The sequence below is a fragment of the Actinomyces oris genome, assembly GCF_006546825.1.
GTDB lineage: Bacteria > Actinomycetota > Actinomycetes > Actinomycetales > Actinomycetaceae > Actinomyces > Actinomyces oris.
Genome location: NZ_VICC01000006.1, coordinates 79,761 through 94,764, shown reverse-complemented (window position 1 = coordinate 94,764; position 15,004 = coordinate 79,761). Strand labels below are relative to the sequence as shown.

At 60.0% G+C, this 15,004-nt stretch carries 15 protein-coding genes; 9 read left to right on the top strand and 6 right to left on the bottom strand.

The window, feature by feature from the left end; genetic code table 11:
• Positions 1–358 precede the first annotated feature (358 nt).
• The gene (locus tag FK267_RS07925; protein WP_141406882.1) at positions 359–1,000 is read right to left on the bottom strand and encodes a hypothetical protein; all 642 of its coding nucleotides are present in this window, start codon (positions 998–1,000) and stop codon (positions 359–361) included.
• Between the two features lie 89 nt (positions 1,001–1,089).
• Positions 1,090–1,389 carry a hypothetical protein gene (locus tag FK267_RS07920; protein ID WP_009233120.1) on the bottom strand — a complete coding sequence of 100 codons (300 nt, stop codon included), beginning with the start codon at positions 1,387–1,389 and terminating at the stop codon, positions 1,090–1,092.
• Positions 1,390–1,675: 286 nt separating this feature from the next.
• Here FK267_RS07920 and FK267_RS07915 point away from each other — a divergent pair, with 286 nt between their 5' ends.
• Together FK267_RS07915 and FK267_RS07910 are read left to right on the top strand one after the other, a co-directional pair.
• Complete coding sequence (locus FK267_RS07915) at positions 1,676–2,542, top strand: hypothetical protein (protein ID WP_141406881.1); 867 nt, start codon at positions 1,676–1,678, stop codon at positions 2,540–2,542.
• Between the two features lie 224 nt (positions 2,543–2,766).
• The gene (locus FK267_RS07910) at positions 2,767–3,597 is read left to right on the top strand and encodes a DUF4839 domain-containing protein (protein WP_141406880.1); all 831 of its coding nucleotides are present in this window, start codon (positions 2,767–2,769) and stop codon (positions 3,595–3,597) included.
• Between the two features lie 36 nt (positions 3,598–3,633).
• On the opposite strand, the gene FK267_RS07905 is transcribed toward FK267_RS07910, so the two are convergent.
• From FK267_RS07905 to FK267_RS07895, 3 genes are read right to left on the bottom strand one after another with little or no spacing between them, the layout of a single operon-like run.
• The gene (locus tag FK267_RS07905) at positions 3,634–4,407 is read right to left on the bottom strand and encodes a hypothetical protein (protein ID WP_141406879.1); all 774 of its coding nucleotides are present in this window, start codon (positions 4,405–4,407) and stop codon (positions 3,634–3,636) included.
• A complete protein-coding gene (locus FK267_RS07900) occupies positions 4,340–5,971 on the bottom strand; it encodes a sensor histidine kinase (protein WP_141406878.1) in 1,632 nt (543 codons plus the stop codon). Before FK267_RS07900 ends, FK267_RS07905 begins: the two co-directional genes overlap by 68 nt.
• A complete protein-coding gene (locus FK267_RS07895) occupies positions 5,964–6,626 on the bottom strand; it encodes a helix-turn-helix transcriptional regulator (protein WP_141406877.1) in 663 nt (220 codons plus the stop codon). Before FK267_RS07895 ends, FK267_RS07900 begins: the two co-directional genes overlap by 8 nt.
• A gap of 596 nt (positions 6,627–7,222) precedes the next feature.
• Here FK267_RS07895 and FK267_RS07890 point away from each other — a divergent pair.
• Positions 7,223–8,374: a tetratricopeptide repeat protein gene (locus FK267_RS07890; RefSeq protein WP_141406876.1), complete on the top strand. Its 1,152-nt coding sequence runs from the start codon at positions 7,223–7,225 to the stop codon at positions 8,372–8,374.
• Here the strand turns inward: FK267_RS07890 and FK267_RS07885 are convergent.
• Positions 8,355–9,479: an ISAs1 family transposase gene (locus FK267_RS07885; RefSeq protein WP_141406875.1), complete on the bottom strand. Its 1,125-nt coding sequence runs from the start codon at positions 9,477–9,479 to the stop codon at positions 8,355–8,357. The two genes, FK267_RS07890 and FK267_RS07885, sit on opposite strands and share 20 nt — an antisense overlap.
• Positions 9,480–9,904: 425 nt before the next feature.
• On the opposite strand from FK267_RS07885, the gene FK267_RS07880 reads away from it, so the two are divergent.
• From FK267_RS07880 to FK267_RS07855, 6 genes are all read left to right on the top strand, one after another.
• A complete protein-coding gene (locus FK267_RS07880; RefSeq protein ID WP_141406874.1) occupies positions 9,905–12,223 on the top strand; it encodes an FtsK/SpoIIIE domain-containing protein in 2,319 nt (772 codons plus the stop codon).
• A 69-nt stretch (positions 12,224–12,292) separates the two neighbouring features.
• A complete protein-coding gene (locus FK267_RS07875; RefSeq protein WP_141406873.1) occupies positions 12,293–12,547 on the top strand; it encodes a hypothetical protein in 255 nt (84 codons plus the stop codon).
• A 22-nt stretch (positions 12,548–12,569) separates the two neighbouring features.
• Entirely contained in the window at positions 12,570–12,830 is a 261-nt protein-coding gene (locus FK267_RS07870; protein ID WP_141406872.1) for a hypothetical protein, read from the top strand.
• Between the two features lie 6 nt (positions 12,831–12,836).
• The gene (locus tag FK267_RS07865; RefSeq protein WP_141406871.1) at positions 12,837–13,100 is read left to right on the top strand and encodes a hypothetical protein; all 264 of its coding nucleotides are present in this window, start codon (positions 12,837–12,839) and stop codon (positions 13,098–13,100) included.
• A gap of 18 nt (positions 13,101–13,118) precedes the next feature.
• Positions 13,119–14,309, top strand: coding sequence for a hypothetical protein (locus tag FK267_RS07860; RefSeq protein ID WP_141406870.1), 1,191 nt, complete (start codon positions 13,119–13,121; stop codon positions 14,307–14,309).
• On the top strand, positions 14,306–14,887 hold the full coding sequence (locus FK267_RS07855; protein ID WP_141406869.1) for a hypothetical protein: 582 nt from the start codon (positions 14,306–14,308) through the stop codon (positions 14,885–14,887). Before FK267_RS07860 ends, FK267_RS07855 begins: the two co-directional genes overlap by 4 nt.
• The last annotated feature ends 117 nt before the right edge of the window (positions 14,888–15,004 follow it).

Genomic DNA, 15,004 nt, shown 5'->3' with positions numbered 1-15,004 from the left:
TGGTGCGGCTCCCCCAGCACATCGCTGGGCTGCTTGTTTCGTCTGCTGCATGTCGTCCCTCCTTTTTTGTTCATACGTGCTATTTGCTCCAGGCAATCCCACTGCCAGCTATTTCGCGCATCGGCAGCAAGTTGCCCTTATCCCATACATTCCACGAACACTTGTTTGTTGCAAGGCCTCCGGATTCACTATTGCCAAGCGACGCGACACGCACTGCTTTTGAGCCGTTTCTGTGGTGCCACCCCAGGAAACAAAATGGACACACACGCCACTTAGTGGCTACGAAAGTCGGTGCTGTAGTTTTTGCAACAAGCGAGCAAGAATCCACAGAATGTGGGCAGAGAATGGAGCCGATTGCTCACGGCTTCCGCTCGTCCGACCGCGCCGGTCGCTGCTGCGTGCACCGCCTGGGGCGCGGCCGCGGCGGACGACGCGAGGACGAGTGAGCCGGCCAGGAGGGACGGGCCGTACCAGCCGCCGGCTGACCACTGTTGCCGTCACCGTTCGCTCCGTCCGGCACCACCTCAGGAGACGTGCCGTCACGGTCATCACCATCGTCGGTGCCGTGAGCTCTGCCGGTGGATGTAGACGCCGCTGCCTCCCGCACTACCTGCTCGTTGTCCTGCAGCACCTGGGCCATGGCTGCCTGCATGGCTCGACCTGCTTCTTGGCGTTGTTGGCTCAGCTCACTACCCATGGCCAGGGCGGCTGCCCAGGATGAGCTGGCCGGGACGCCTGCTCCAGCTGCTCTGGCCGCCTGGTGTGCGGAGCGCCAGCTGGCTGCTACCTCACCGGCGAGTTGGCCGGCCTGGTAGCTGCTCGGCAGCGCGGCAGACAGCGAGAGCGGCGGTGCGCCCATGGGCACCGGCTGACTCACTCCACCCGGCGGTGCCTCCCGCCACGTTGCCAGGCCATCGCGCACCCCGTGGGCGAACGCCCAGCCGACTGCGCCCACCACCGCCAGGCCAATGAGGGCCAGGATCCCGACTATTACCGTCATGATGAAACCTCCGAAGATGAGAAGAGATGAGAGACAAAGAGAAGGAAGCGAAGAGAAGAGCGTGAGGAGAAGAAGCGGCGTCCCTGGGGCTACAGCTGCCCGATCCGCTGCCCAGCCCCCAGGGCGTACCCCGTGATGATCGCTTCGTAGAACTGGGCACCGCCGGGGGCGATGCGGGTCTGGGCCTCTGCCTGGGTCACCAGCGTGGCGATGTTGGTCAGGACCTGGGAGGTCAGGAAGGCGCGGGCCTGCTCGGCCTGGGCGGCTACCTCTGCCTGGGCGGCGACCTGCTCGATCTCCCGCCGGGTCACCCGGGCCTGGCCATTGCCCAGTACCACCCCCATCCGGGTGCGCTGGGGCGAGAAGAGACTGAGATTGGTAGAAGCCATGAGAAGAGTCCTTTCGAGAAGAGAGGAAGAGAAGACGACGGCCGGGGCAGTCGCTCACCCTGGAGCGGGTTCCGCTGCCACCGCCTGGGATGACACATGCGGCCCGGTGGCCGCCCAGATCACGCCATCTGCCTGCCGCACTGCCCGAGGGCAGTTGCCGCGCCGGCGTCTGGTTGACCTGGCACATCTAGGAGAACCCGCCGCCATTGGCGGTGTCGTGACAGAAAAGTGCACCGTGCTGCATCTGCGCAGCACGGTGCCAAACCGGTCGGTGAGAATAGAGGCCATGAGCACGCCCCCGGAGCCAGTCACCCCGCTACCACATGGCGTCTTTCCCATAGGCGACACCACGGATGAGGCCGAGCAACGTGCCGCACTGGAGCAGCAGGTCCTGACCGAGCTGCTGGCCCTGCGCAAGACCTACGGGCAGCTGACGGTGCAGAAGTTCAGCACCTTCGCCACCTTGCGGCAGGTCTGCGGCGGCGACGACCTGCTCGACGCCTTCTTGCTGTTTCAGCGCGAGCTGGCCCGCTACCAGCACAGCGGCCGCAACGCGGCAGCCGCCGCCCTTTCTCTGTCCGCTCCGGCCGACACCGTCCTTGACCGCCTCCAGCTCACCGCCGAAGCACTCTCACCCGAGCAGGACTGGCGCGATCAACGCACCGCCCGCCGCTGGAGCGACGCCGGCATGCCGATCATCGCCCGCGACCTGGTCTACTTCGCCCAGGTCGCCGGACGACTCGGCACCGAGACACTCAGCATCCAGCTCGGCGGCAGCGGCACCAGCCTGATGGTCATCATCGACCAGATGACCAACAGCGACCTCCCCGCCAAGGTCCCCCTCATCCAGGTCTGGCACTACCCCTCCAGCAACAGCCCACGAGAGCTCACGCTCGACCTGGAGCAGATCGCCAGCCCCCAGGTCTCACGCGACGGGCTGACCATGCGCCGCCACCGCCTCGCCCTCGACCTACCCGACACCCAAGCCGTCGAACCAGACGACGCCGTCCTGGCCGTATCCATCACCGGCCAGGACGCCCCAATGCGCACCGTCTTCTACCAAGACCACAGCCACCTCACCCCCGGCCTCCACACCCGCATGACCACCTACAGCACCATCGTGATGGTGGAAGTAGCCAGGGATGAGGAGTGACACCACGAAGCATGATGCGCTATGCGTCTAAAACGCCTGCATGAAGGCAGTAAAATTTAACGATAAAGGTGGAAATATCAGAGTTGCCCCTCCCGCAAGCACAGTGGCATCATTATCTCACGAGAAGTCGGCCCCAAAAAGCCATACGAACTGATGGCTAAATTTGCCGACCGGCAACACAATTGACGTCGACTCCCCGCCGACGTCGCCCCCTGAGGACTACCATGAGAAAAATTGTTGCTTTGATGGCGGCATGCATCTTGACCGCATCCCTTGCAGCTTGCGATGGCACCAACAAGAAAATCAACGCCCCAGTCGAGTCTTCTGAGGTAAGCAGCAGCAACTACCAGGACATGGTGTCTCAGTTCAAGGGAGCAGGGTTCACCAATGTCTCCACAAAAGAGATTGACGACCTGATCCTCGGATGGCTCACAGAGGACGGCCAAGTCGAAGAGGTCTCCATCGGTGGCAAAACCTCCTTCTCAACGAGTGACTCCTTCGCTGCGGACGCCCCAGTGGTTGTCAGCTACCACACCTTCCCTAAGAAGAAGGGGAAGGAGGACACTGAATCAACACCTGCACCCGATCAGCCACCCAGTTCCCCGGCACCTCAGAGCCCAGAGGCCTCACAGGAACCCACACCTTCTCCCACTCCTACGGCGAGCGATGCGAACATCACGATCGAGAACAACGAGGAGTTCCGAGCCCTCCTTGAAAACCCACAGCCGGACGCCGCCACCGTCGAACAGTTCGTATCAAAATACAAGGGACGCACAGTTGAGTTCGATGGAAACGTCGCTAATGTAGCTTCCCATAATGGATACAAGACGAGGTTTGATTTCCTCATTCACGCCGGAGATTACAGCACGGATTCTGCATATGGGCCGAACTTCCAGTTTGCAAACTGCGCATATTACAACCTCCACCTCACCGGCGACAATATCCCAAACAGCATCAGCGCAGGCCAGAACTTGCACATCATCGCCAAGATCATCGACTTCAACAGCACTCAGGAGCTGCTTCACCTGGAACCAATCGCCACGTCGGCCCGATAGTTTTCACTCAGCCAGATTCAGACAGTTTCACCCGGCTCAGTTGACCTGGCCACCCACGCTTTCGGCTATCAACTCTCCTTGCCGGTCGAGTCGGTATCGGGTGTCGTCGGTGACGATGGTCAGCAGTGTGGGGCGCCGGGGTGGGTTGAGGCGGATGACGACGCGGTTGCTCTGGGTGAGGTCGAGGAAGTTGGTAACGTAGTTGACCGCGTTGGTCCGCGCGCGGTCGTCGATGGTGGTGGTGTCGCCGGAGTCGTCTAGGAGGATGACTTCGGTGCCGCGTCGGCGGGCATCCTGGGCGCTTGTCACGATGCTGGTGCCGGTGAAGAACGGGGCGCGGATCTCGTCGCGCAGCTCGGCCTCGAGCAGGTACGCTTGGCTGCGTAGCTTCGGCGTTGGTGCTTTGCCGTCGGCGATCTGGGTCAGGAGGGGTGTGACGCGTTGGCGGACGGAGGCCATGCGGCTGGTCATGATGCGGTCGGCTTCTTCGTGGGCGCGCTGCTGCGCCTGGAGCCGGGCGGTTTCTCGCTGGGTGGCGGCGATCTGTGTGGTAGCTCGGGTGGACAGGTGGGCGACGCCGTGCCAGCTGGCGAGGGTGAAGTAGTGGCCGAGCATGTAGGTGAAGATCATGAACAGTGGCCGCCCGGTGGAGATGACCCAGTAAGCAGTGGCCAGTGTCGTGGCTGCGCTGCCTGCCCAGGCATACACGGGGCGGCCGCGCATCAGCAGGCCACAGCTCAGGTCATTGCCAGCGCCGGTGCACCAGGACGCGTAGCCGGGCCAGCCGGTGGTGATGATCTGCGGGAGCACGAGAAAGTTGACTGCACCGATGACGACGACAGTTAACCGCGCCACCCAGCGTGGAAGCAGAGCATCGGGCCAGGTCTTGAGCAGGAAGATGGTTGGGAGCAGCAGCGCAATGAAGCTCAGTGCGGCTAGAGGCCAGTGCCAATAGCTGTGCACGGCGCATTCGTAGACGAGCAGGATGAAATGCGCCAGGACAAAGTCCCGCGGCGATGGCACGGGCACCAGCGGACTCTATGGAAGCAGACAGCGACCGCTCCCAGCTGGCTGCCTCGCTCTGGGCGGCATCGCGCTCGGGTCGCTGTGGATCGGCCGAATCCACGAGAGGTCGCCATCGCAAGGTGACGCAAGTGCCTTCCCCTGGTGCTGAGTCAACGGTCGCACGGCCGCCAGCGTCGTGCATGCGAGCGATGATCGAGCCAAACACGCCGTGTCTGCCACACCCCGCCACAGCGGGATCGAAGCCGCATCCGTTGTCATTCACCTCAATGGTGACACCGTAGGCGTCGCTGGTAAGAGTCACCCTGCGCGTCACCGGGGCGTCGTCGCTACCGGCGTGGCGCAGTGAGTTGCGCACGGCCTCCAGCGTGGCCTCGGTGATCGCCTGTGCTACCTCGGGCGGTATCTCGTGCTCGCGGGTGAGAACGACGTCGGTACAGATTTCGCCAGCCATGACGCCAACCCGTCCGGCAACGTCGTTCAGCAGTGTCCTGGCGGCGACCGGGCTGGCCACTGCCGTGCCTGCGCTGAGTGAGTCGAGCGCCTGGCGGGCGCTATTGCGGAGGGCGACCCGGTCGGGCAGGCCGTTGGCGACGGCGATCAAGGCGGAGAGGATGTGATCGTGGATGAAGCTGTTGGCTTCATGCTGGGCTCGGGTGCTGGCCTGGTGGGCGGCCAGCTCCACAGCCTGTGCACGCTGCTGGGCACCGCTGGTGTCCGAAGTCTCCGCCAGTCGGAGGAGCCAAGTCAGTGCACCGATGGTGGCCAGGTTAGTTGCCATATCGAGCATGACGTCTTCTACGGAGACGAACTGCAGCTCACCGATCGCCGTGGCATTGACCATGAGCAGCAGCGGCGCCAGCGCCACCACGAATATGAAGCGCCACCGCAGCGTCAGTACCACAGCACCTGCCGCAGCGATGACGAAGTACCACCCCAGCATCGGGTGCATCCGCGCCAGCGCGTCGCCCGGCGCCGCAATCGGCAGCAGCCGCGTCATAGCAAGGACGCAGGCGACGGCGACATAGACGCCAAAAAGCGCCGTGAGCAGACCGGCCAGCAACCGGTCGGCTCTGCGCAGCAGGTCTCGCTGCGGTCTCCCACAGCGGCGCAGGTAGATCGTGCCCGCCGCTACACCGGCTATCACCACCGCCAGCACCATTATCGGCGCCAGGAGTACGGCGGCGGCAATCGGATTCACACCCTCGGTGAAGTAGACCGTTGGGCCCGACAGGATGCCAATCTCCAGGACGCCGAGGCCGGCGAACAACGCCACCAGACGGCGGACATGCAGCCGGTACTCACCGGGGGAACTGACTCGCTCAGCGTCCCCGCCGAGGCGGTCAGTCATAGTAGCTCACCAGCCCATCCTCAGCTGCCCGGCGGAAGAGGTCGACGCGAGTGTCAGCCGACCGCCCAGCAGCGCGGTACTTGTCTCGGATGCGCGCCACGTAGGTGTTGACGGTGTTCTTCGACAGGTTCAGGATGCGGGCCACCGTCTCAGACTTCTCACCCTCTGCGTAGTGCGCCAACACGTCAGCTTCAATCGGCGCCAGGTAGTCGACGACGAAGTCCTCATCAGCATCCAGCGCCGCTGCCCAGTCCAGGCCAGCGCTCGGCCTGCCATCCAGCGCGTCCTGGATCGCCAGCACCAGGTCGCTCGACGGCCCGGATTTGCGCACGATCGCCAGCACTCCCCCGGCAATGGCCTCACGCACCAGGATCGGGCTCTCCGCCGACGTATAGGCGATGACGGGCAGGCCGCGCCGCTCGATCTCGTGCAGGTTCTGCGTTGGCGTCGAGCCGTCCTCCAGCCGCAGATCCAGGATCACCAGCGCCCGGCCATCGGGCCACGCCACGTCATGCAGGCTGGCGTACCAGCGCACCGACCACGGCATTCCAGCATCCTCAAACACCAGTCGGCAGCCCTTGGCAATGATGTCGTGGTCGTCAATCACAATGATCGAGCACGCCTGATCCACATCGATCTCCTCGTCACTACGCATGATTCAACAACGAAGCCGGCAGACGCAGCTGGCCAGCACCAGCAGACAGATTAGTTACGGCACGAAGACGTCAACACCCCCACCAGGAGACTCAGCAAACTTTCGCCAACCTTTCAGGCGCACCAAGCAAGACCTCCCCTAAGAATGGCACCAAAAACTTCTAGGAAGACACGTCAATCATTGACGTCTCAACACTCCACTCTGATGCAGATCTATTTCTACCACCTCATCGATTGACCACATTTTGAGACGGGGCACCACGTCAGCGTCCTTCGGCGTGCGTACTCACTTGACGATAGGCGCTACATGCTCTGAGTATTTCTCCTACATCGACAAGCGCCACTTGTGTCACCTCACTAACAACGAGGATTGCCCTCCACACTTCACGCGCGTTACCACACACCAGCACCCCTGGGAAGGTATTACTTCTCAGTCTTAACACTCATACTGGTCGATTACGCCGCGGTCTCACTAATCTCGGTTCCGCCAAGCGAATGCGAGCCAGGACAACGCCGGCGCCTGTGCGCAACGATGCGTCTACTACCCGCTTCGCTTTCCTCTCCGAATCCCGAATCGTTGAGTTAGGAACTCCTGAGATGGCATATGAGCAGACGAATGTCGTGGTCGATTACTACGAAGAGTTCGCACTCCACAGAGAAGATTCAACCCAAAAAATTCTCAAGGATCTCAAGAAGGTTCAACGTCAGTGGCGAACGCTCGGAGTACGCAGTGGGCGAGAAGGCAAGGAAGCGAACGAGAAGCTTAGACTCATCGAGAAGGCGCTTCAAGTATTTCAGAGCGACGAGTTACGGCACACCTACGATGAGTCGTTAAAGCAGGTTCCGAAAGTTATCAAGTCCGAAAAGAAGACTGACTGGATCAACGAGTCATGGAAGTACTACTTCGTTGGCGACAATGGTCCCGCCAAGATTGCAGCAGCGAAAGCCCGCACCGCAGAGAACGACAACCCACAATGCTACGTCGTGTCAGCGTGGGTAGAGCTTGCCGAGGCATGGGGCAGTGACAGGGAGAAGCGGCAAACGTACCGACAGGCCAAGAAGTACGCCGACGAATCGTATGTCCTCGATCTGGAGAAGAAGTACGTTGCTGACGTCAATTTCGCCCGTGGAGTCTGTTTCGCGGCAATCAGACAGCACGCCAATGCCATCGAATGCTTCCTTCGTGCTCTCCAAGAAGCCAACCCATTTGCATTTTGCGACATTGCATGGAGAGCAGCAATATCATACACAATACTCAAAGAGTACGACAAGGCAGTCGACATCTGCCTGATCGCCCTGAAAGTCGGAGCAGAAATCGACGACGATATACTCCTACACAAGGTCTACCAGTCATGTTATGCAGCCCTGGAGGCAAAATGCCTACACTTCCACTTCGGTGTTGATGAAATTACTCGCGCTTACGAAGAGAAGCGACTCAAAGAGAGTGACGTTGTCAACTCCTTGAACGACTTCCGCAGCATGCGCAACCACATCGTCAACCAGAATATTCGGTCACACCTACTGTCGAAGCTATCGAGCTTCATTGAGGCGCACATCGGCTGCCTCGAGCTCATCGAACAGCGCATCACTGCAATCAAGAACGCCCCGAGCGACGAGTTGGCTAACACTGATCACCTGAAGCCTGGCGAGCCTCCAAGCGTCAATATTTTACTATGGTCTCTTGGCATTGCAGCCATTATCGGCATCGCAGGGGGTCGGCAAAGTCGGTTTAGGTGGGGTTTTGGGTGAGTAGTCTGATGGCTCGTTTGGGTTGTCGTGACAGGGATCTGGTGGTGCTGGCGATGGAGGTGCCGGTGCCGTGGAAGAGTCGGATGAGGCTGATGGCCAGGTTACGCAGGGCGGCCATGACCTTTGGGCCGTTGCCGGTGCGCAGCTGGTGGCGGTCCTCATCGAAGACCACGTCCCTGACCCAGTGAAGTCGGTTCTCGATTCCCCAGTGCCCTTGGAGCCAGGCCGCGACGACCTCGGGCTGGGCATCGGTCATAGGGAGGGAACAAATCAGGTAGACCACCTCAACATGCTTCCTGCTCTTGATGGTCCTGGTGCGTCGGAGCTGGACCACCTGCGCAGCCCCGGGGAAGTCCACCCAGGCGGGAGCCTCAATCGCCTTGGCAGTACGCCGCACCCGCCGACCGTGAGAGGTGTCGACGCTTGAGACGGACGGGACACTCTTCCAGGGCAGCGCCTTGAGCGTCTTGCGAAGGGTCTTCTGGTTGCCCTTGACGGTGAGAAGGTAGTGACCACCACGCCGGGTGATCCACTGGGCTGTGCCTGTCTGGGTGTGCATCGCATCGGCGGTCACCACCACCCCGTCCAGGTCGAGGGGCTCAAGCAAGTCCCTGAGGGCCGGGATCTCGTTGGACTTGCCGGCCACTCGCTGCTGGGTCAGCACGGCTCCGGTGGCCTGGTCCAAAGCGGCCAGGAGATGAGGCGCCGGGTCCTTGCTGGTGCGGGCCCCACGCATGGTCTTGCCGTCCACCGCGATCACCCTGCGACCGTTGATGGTGCCGGCGCGTGTGCACAACCAGGACCTCAGGTGGGCATCAACGTCAGCGGGGTCCAGGTCCTGCAGAACCCGGCGGATGGTCGACTCCGACGGAAGATCCTGCCCCGCCTCCAGTCCCAGAGCCTCCAGGTCGGCGGCGGTCAGGTCGGTGGCGTACTCCCATATCGCAGTCAGGCTGCGACAGCCGGCCAGCACTCCGGTCACGGCCAGAGACAGCACCGTAAGCAGGTCATGACGCACACCCCGCCTGTCCCGGGGGTCGGTGACGCTCCTGAGAACCTGGACCAGAGGCTGGCGCGACAGGACGGTCGTGGTGGAAGATGACATCAGCGCGGGCTCCCAGGACGAAGGGATTGATTAGACACCACTCATCGTCCCTGCGGGGCCCGCGCCCCCGTCCTAGCAACACACCACCCCGTGAAACAAGCTCAGACACCCTCACCCACCGACTTTGCCGACCCCCTGAATCGGCATCGTCGCATACTCATCTGGAGAAAGCACTCTTTACACGGGGCTCGTATTCCCATTGATCGGGGTATTGGGATACTTCACAGTCCTGCAGAACCACGATCAGGATACAGCCAAGTACGAGAAGGCATGCCGCGAAGCGGGCGCTGCACAGAAGCAGGCTCGGGCCGCTCAGGGGCGCGCGCGGTCACTTGGTGCCGTCGAGATCAAGGTACTTGAGGATCAGTTGCGCGAGATGAAAGCGGACATTGAATCTAACTAAGCAGTATTAAGGAATTACCACCATGGATACACCTGTTGCTGACCAGTTGCGACTCCGAGGCGGCCACCTGGACTTTATCGGTCGTAGTCACATCTGGATCGACGATTATGACCGGGCCGACTCGGTACAGTTTGCCCAGTTCGCCATCGCCAATGCCCTGGCCCACACGGCACCAGGGCAGTTGGAGGTGCTCGTCTTCGACGACGCGCTCAGGGGCATCGCGGCGCCGTTCCAGGAGGTCAACAGCGGCGGGGAAAAGATCCTGCGCCACATCAACGACCTTCAGGAGCTGAACGAGACAATCAAGTACCTGCACGAGCATGTGCGCTCAGTGCTCAACGTCATCCAGGGCCGCACGGAGAGTCTGCTGGACTTCCGCCAGCAACTCTCACCCAAGGTAGAGGGCTTCAAGCTAGTCGTCCTCTCGACAATCTACCACCTGCTAAGTGACGAGATCAGAGACAAGCTCACCGTTCTGCTCAAGGCTGGCCCGGCTGCCGGCGTCACTTTTCTCATCCACTCCATGAAACTCAAGGTCAACGACGAGATTCTCGACCTGACTCAGCTGTGCGATGTTGATGAGCGCATGGTCTACGGCGATGACGGGGCAGTGCGGGGGCAGTTCGACCCGCAAAGTGCCGACGACCTCATCTCAGTCAGCCGACACGTCGCCTCGGCGCTCGCCAACGCCCAGGTGGAGCCAGTGGCCTTTAGCGACGTTCAGCCGCTGGACGCTCCGTGGTCGCAGTCCAGCCGAGACGGCATCAGCTTTGCAGTGGGTACCTATGGGATGTCCACCATCGAGGTCACCCTCGGCGACGAGCTCAACCAGCGCCACAACGCCCTGATCACCGGAGCGGTCGGGCAGGGCAAGTCCAACCTCATCTCGGTGGTGGTGCACTCCCTGTGCCAGCGCTACTCCCCCAGCGAGGTCGAGTTCTACATGCTCGATTTCAAGGAGGGTGTCACTCTCCAGGCCTTCGCCCCAGACCCGCACACTGGTTCTTTCCTGCCGCACGCTCGCGTGCTGGGGCTGGACGCCGACCGAGAGTACGGCGTCAACGTCCTGCGGCATCTCTTCGCCATCTACCGCCAGCGCATGGCCACCTTCAAAGCCGCCGGCGTGCAGAACATCCGCCAGTACCGCCTGGCTGATCCCGAGGCCGTCATGCCCCGCATCGTGGTGGTCATCGACGAGTTCCAGATGCTCTTCGCCGACCAAGATACCGTCGCCACGACCGCCAGCGATCTCATCATCAAAGGTGCCCGGTTGTTTCGCGCCTGCGGCATCCACTTCATCCTGGCCTCCCAGACCATTGGCAGTGGCGGCATGCTCGGGGGCACCACTGGTCAGGCGCTGTTCGCTCAGATCCCAGTGCGGCTGGCTCTAAAGAACTCCTTGGCGGAGTCTCACGCCACGCTCGGTCTCAAGAATGATGCTGCCAGCCACATCAGGTCTCGGGAGGCCATCGTCAACCTCGACTACGGCGAGCTGTCCTCCAACCGCAAAACCACCATCGCCTATGCCGACGACGCCATCCTGGCCGAGCTGCGCACCGCCTGGTGGCAGCAGGCCCAAGGCACCGTCACCCCACCAGAGGTCTTCGAGGGTGAGCGCCGCCTCAGGCTGGGCGACGACGCACGCGTCCTAACGAACCTGCAGAGCAGGCACGCCATGCTCGGCCGCCGCATCACCGTCGGCGTCGCGCCACTGGCAGCGGACTTCTCCACCGACGTCGGCCGCAACCTAGCCCTATTCGGAACCGGTCCAGGCCACACCATCTTGCTCAATGCTGCGCTCTCCCTCCTGCACAGCACGCCGGCCGCCGAGATCATCGGCCTCGATCTCACCAGCAACTGGCACTCACCAGAGCACGACAACGTGCGCATCCACTTCGAGCGCCAACTCACCAGGCTCGGCAGCACCTACCGCGTTGTCAACAAGCACCAGGCAGACGCACTCATCGACGAACTGGTCGAGCGAGCCGCATTCGCAGCCGACAACGCCAGCGCACCGCCGGTCTACGTCATCGGCTTCGGCATGGAACGGTGGCGCAGCGACACCACCAAGATCAAGACGCTCTTCGCCAACGGTCCGCTAGCTAGCATCCACCTCCTGGGCTGGTGGAACAAGTACTCCTCATTCAAAGCCATGGTCGGGCTCGGCGGCGACAACAACTTCGACATCCGCATGGCCATGCACCTCGACCATTCCTCAGCCCGCGAGGCCTTCAAGCAGCCCATCCTGCGCTGGACGCCGCAGGACAACCGCGCCCTCGTCTGGGACAGCGCCACCATGAGCAACCCACAGCTCGTCATCCCGTACAGCCGCATCAGCTGACGGAACGCGCCGCTCCACCAGGCTCAGCATCTCCCTCTCTCCACCGCCGCGTCGAAAGGTACCCGCACTATGTCTCTCGCCGACGTCCTCGCCACCGTCGAGTCCATCAAGCAGCAGATCGAAGACCAGCTCTCGCAGATCGCCAGCTTCAAGACCAAGACCGAGGACTCCATCACCCTCGTCACGTCCGAGCTGGAAGGCGACAACGCCGGCCACGAGCAGCGCATGCTCGCCGCTCTCAGCCAGGCGCTCGACAGCCTCGGCGGGGCCGAGAGCGCGCTCAACGCCTCTGCAGACGGCTGCCAGCAAGTCATCGACCTCTAAGACACGAAACAGGAGCACCGCCATGCCCGCCCTCGCAAACGTTGTGGCAGCCGCCCAGCAGATCGGCAGCAACGCCACCCAGCTCAGCACCGGTTCTAGCGCCACTGCCCAGTCCTTGTCTCAGAAAGCAGATGAACTGCAATCCGTCACTACACCATCCCAAACGGGCGAAAGCGCCGCCCAGCAAGTTCGCACTGCCAGCCAAGCGCTCGAGAGCTGCGCCGCCGCCATGAGCCAACTCAGTTCCGCCGTCGACGACTTCGTCCAGCACGCACAGCAGTAGCCCCTCATGCCAGAAACCATTAGCGAAGGGGCGCAGCAGCAGCTCCTCCACCAGCTACAGGATGCACTTGGCTTGGTGAAAGACGCCGACACGAGCACCCACGACGTGGCTGCAATTACCCAGAGCGCTGCCGACGGCCATCAACTCACCGAGGTGATGCTGCAGCAAATGATGGCAGCAAGAGGTTATCTGAAGTCGTGCGCCGATCAGATCGAGTGTGCGATAAGTAATATCAAAGCGATTCCACTTGACCCACCACCGGAAGACTAGCACCAAGGACAGCACGCAATGTCGCACAACTTTCAGGAAGTGATTGACGAACTACATCGAGGCCGAGATCTACTCACTTCGACCAGCGGCACACAAGGAAGACTCAACGACCTTAGCGCAGCCCTTAGCAATGTCTGCAGTCGAGTATCCACATACTGTAGCGACGCCGCTCAGGATGCCGCGGAGAACCTTGCAACGGCACAAGGCTTTATATCCAACATCACCAGAGGCTGTATCACGGCATACAACAACGCCAATGAAGAACTGATTCTGAGACTTTATGGACAAGCCGTTTCCAATACATCTCGGGGAACACAGATCGACACAACCACCTCGCTACGACAAACCACAACATCAGTACCTTTACCAGCAGGCACGCACAAAAAGCCAAACCAAGATCACCAGAAAGACAATAAACTCACCACGAAAAACAGAGAGGAAACTGGCAGCAGTTTAGCCAAAGCAATTTCTCTTCTAACCCAAGAGCAATACCGATACATGTTCAGCGACCCAAGAGGAGACGCCTTCAACGATAGCACATCTAGCGAAGACCTAAAAAAAATCAGTAGACTTAAAACAATTGTACGATACCTTACCGAAAGCGATTCCTCTTCCTGTGGTTGGTTGATTCGGATAATAGAAGGAAGAATCTTTAACCTTGAAAATGTTCGCAGATACCAACTAAACGAAATTCACGTGACGCAAGTGGGAGCACGCACGGGAAACGACGGCGTGGCCCTTCCAAAACAATCAAAATACAACCGCGTTGACTCGATCAGCATACACCACGAACAAGTTGTCGAACGAAAGCATAGCCAAATCAGCGAAATTTCATTCTCGACTTGGAAGCAATATGTCGATCAGCTCGCAAACAAATACACCCCTGGGGACAAGAGTATCGTCATCGCCGACACCCCTTCCAATCGGGAGAAATTTGAATCCGTTGGCCTTGACCCAGACAAACTAATTGGAAAATCGCTCAAGGGAATAATGATACTGGAAATACCTGAGCAAGACGATCCACCCCCGCCAGAATACTTAGCATACGCAGCCGAGAGGCACGTAACGATATGGGACACGCGCCACGATGAGTGGAAACTGTCGGACGATGGAAAGAGCTCCATAAAACACAGAAACTCAGTATTGAAGATTGGCCGAATGGCAAGTACACTAGGGATGGCGTTAATTAACGAAAGGAAACGTAAATGAAATGGAAATTCTGCGAAGACTTCAATGTCAAGCTCCAAAACGCAATGCCAATATCGAAGCTATTTGAAACGGAGAATTATAGGCCATATTGGCTCAGCGAAGACGAAGCCAAAAAGTTCTACACAATGCCGCTCAAAGATATCACTATTGTCGCACCGGACGAAGAGAAAGCGGGCGTAAAGTACGCACCGTACTACATTAATGTTGATTCAGGAGAGAACCCCTCTTTCACAGTACGCCGCTTCCTATTTCTTGATATGCCCCTAGAAACACTCTGGTGGAACAACGTGGGCAACGGCCGCCTATTTTGTGCACTAATGCAGTTCTACGATTATGGCGACACTCTCGGTAACGGCCAATGGCTCCCACAAAAACCAATGGAAGTCATGATTACGAACCGTCAAGATGGTAGTGGTGAGTTTATGTTCATCGACGGAAACGACCCGACAAAACGCGTCAGCCATGAATTCAGCGGCATGGACGTATCTGACCTGTATGTGGACGTACCAGAATGGGGAGAATGGCAGACGCTGATTAAAGATTTTAAAGATCGAAGCGCCCGCAAGGCGAAGTCTTGACCAGTTACGTCGGCGGACAGCTTGGACTCGTGTCATTCATATCAGAGCCTATCTTGCTACCCCTAAAATATTCCTCGACTTATTCTCGTTTCCGTAAAACAGTAATTAATTGACTCC

What these genes read in the sequence shown, in the direction of transcription:
- FK267_RS07870 (WP_141406872.1), top strand. Translation starts at nt 12,570, where the DNA reads ATGCCCGCCCTCGCAAACGTTGTGGCAGCCGCCCAGCAGATCGGCAGC.
- FK267_RS07865 (WP_141406871.1), top strand. Translation starts at nt 12,837, where the DNA reads ATGCCAGAAACCATTAGCGAAGGGGCGCAGCAGCAGCTCCTCCACCAG.
- FK267_RS07915 (WP_141406881.1), top strand. Translation starts at nt 1,676, where the DNA reads ATGAGCACGCCCCCGGAGCCAGTCACCCCGCTACCACATGGCGTCTTT.
- FK267_RS07875 (WP_141406873.1), top strand. Translation starts at nt 12,293, where the DNA reads ATGTCTCTCGCCGACGTCCTCGCCACCGTCGAGTCCATCAAGCAGCAG.
- FK267_RS07890 (WP_141406876.1), top strand. Translation starts at nt 7,223, where the DNA reads ATGGCATATGAGCAGACGAATGTCGTGGTCGATTACTACGAAGAGTTC.
- FK267_RS07895 (WP_141406877.1), bottom strand. Translation starts at nt 6,626, where the DNA reads ATGCGTAGTGACGAGGAGATCGATGTGGATCAGGCGTGCTCGATCATT.
- FK267_RS07885 (WP_141406875.1), bottom strand. Translation starts at nt 9,479, where the DNA reads ATGTCATCTTCCACCACGACCGTCCTGTCGCGCCAGCCTCTGGTCCAG.
- FK267_RS07855 (WP_141406869.1), top strand. Translation starts at nt 14,306, where the DNA reads ATGAAATGGAAATTCTGCGAAGACTTCAATGTCAAGCTCCAAAACGCA.
- FK267_RS07880 (WP_141406874.1), top strand. Translation starts at nt 9,905, where the DNA reads ATGGATACACCTGTTGCTGACCAGTTGCGACTCCGAGGCGGCCACCTG.
- FK267_RS07860 (WP_141406870.1), top strand. Translation starts at nt 13,119, where the DNA reads ATGTCGCACAACTTTCAGGAAGTGATTGACGAACTACATCGAGGCCGA.
- FK267_RS07900 (WP_141406878.1), bottom strand. Translation starts at nt 5,971, where the DNA reads ATGACTGACCGCCTCGGCGGGGACGCTGAGCGAGTCAGTTCCCCCGGT.
- FK267_RS07925 (WP_141406882.1), bottom strand. Translation starts at nt 1,000, where the DNA reads ATGACGGTAATAGTCGGGATCCTGGCCCTCATTGGCCTGGCGGTGGTG.
- FK267_RS07920 (WP_009233120.1), bottom strand. Translation starts at nt 1,389, where the DNA reads ATGGCTTCTACCAATCTCAGTCTCTTCTCGCCCCAGCGCACCCGGATG.
- FK267_RS07910 (WP_141406880.1), top strand. Translation starts at nt 2,767, where the DNA reads ATGAGAAAAATTGTTGCTTTGATGGCGGCATGCATCTTGACCGCATCC.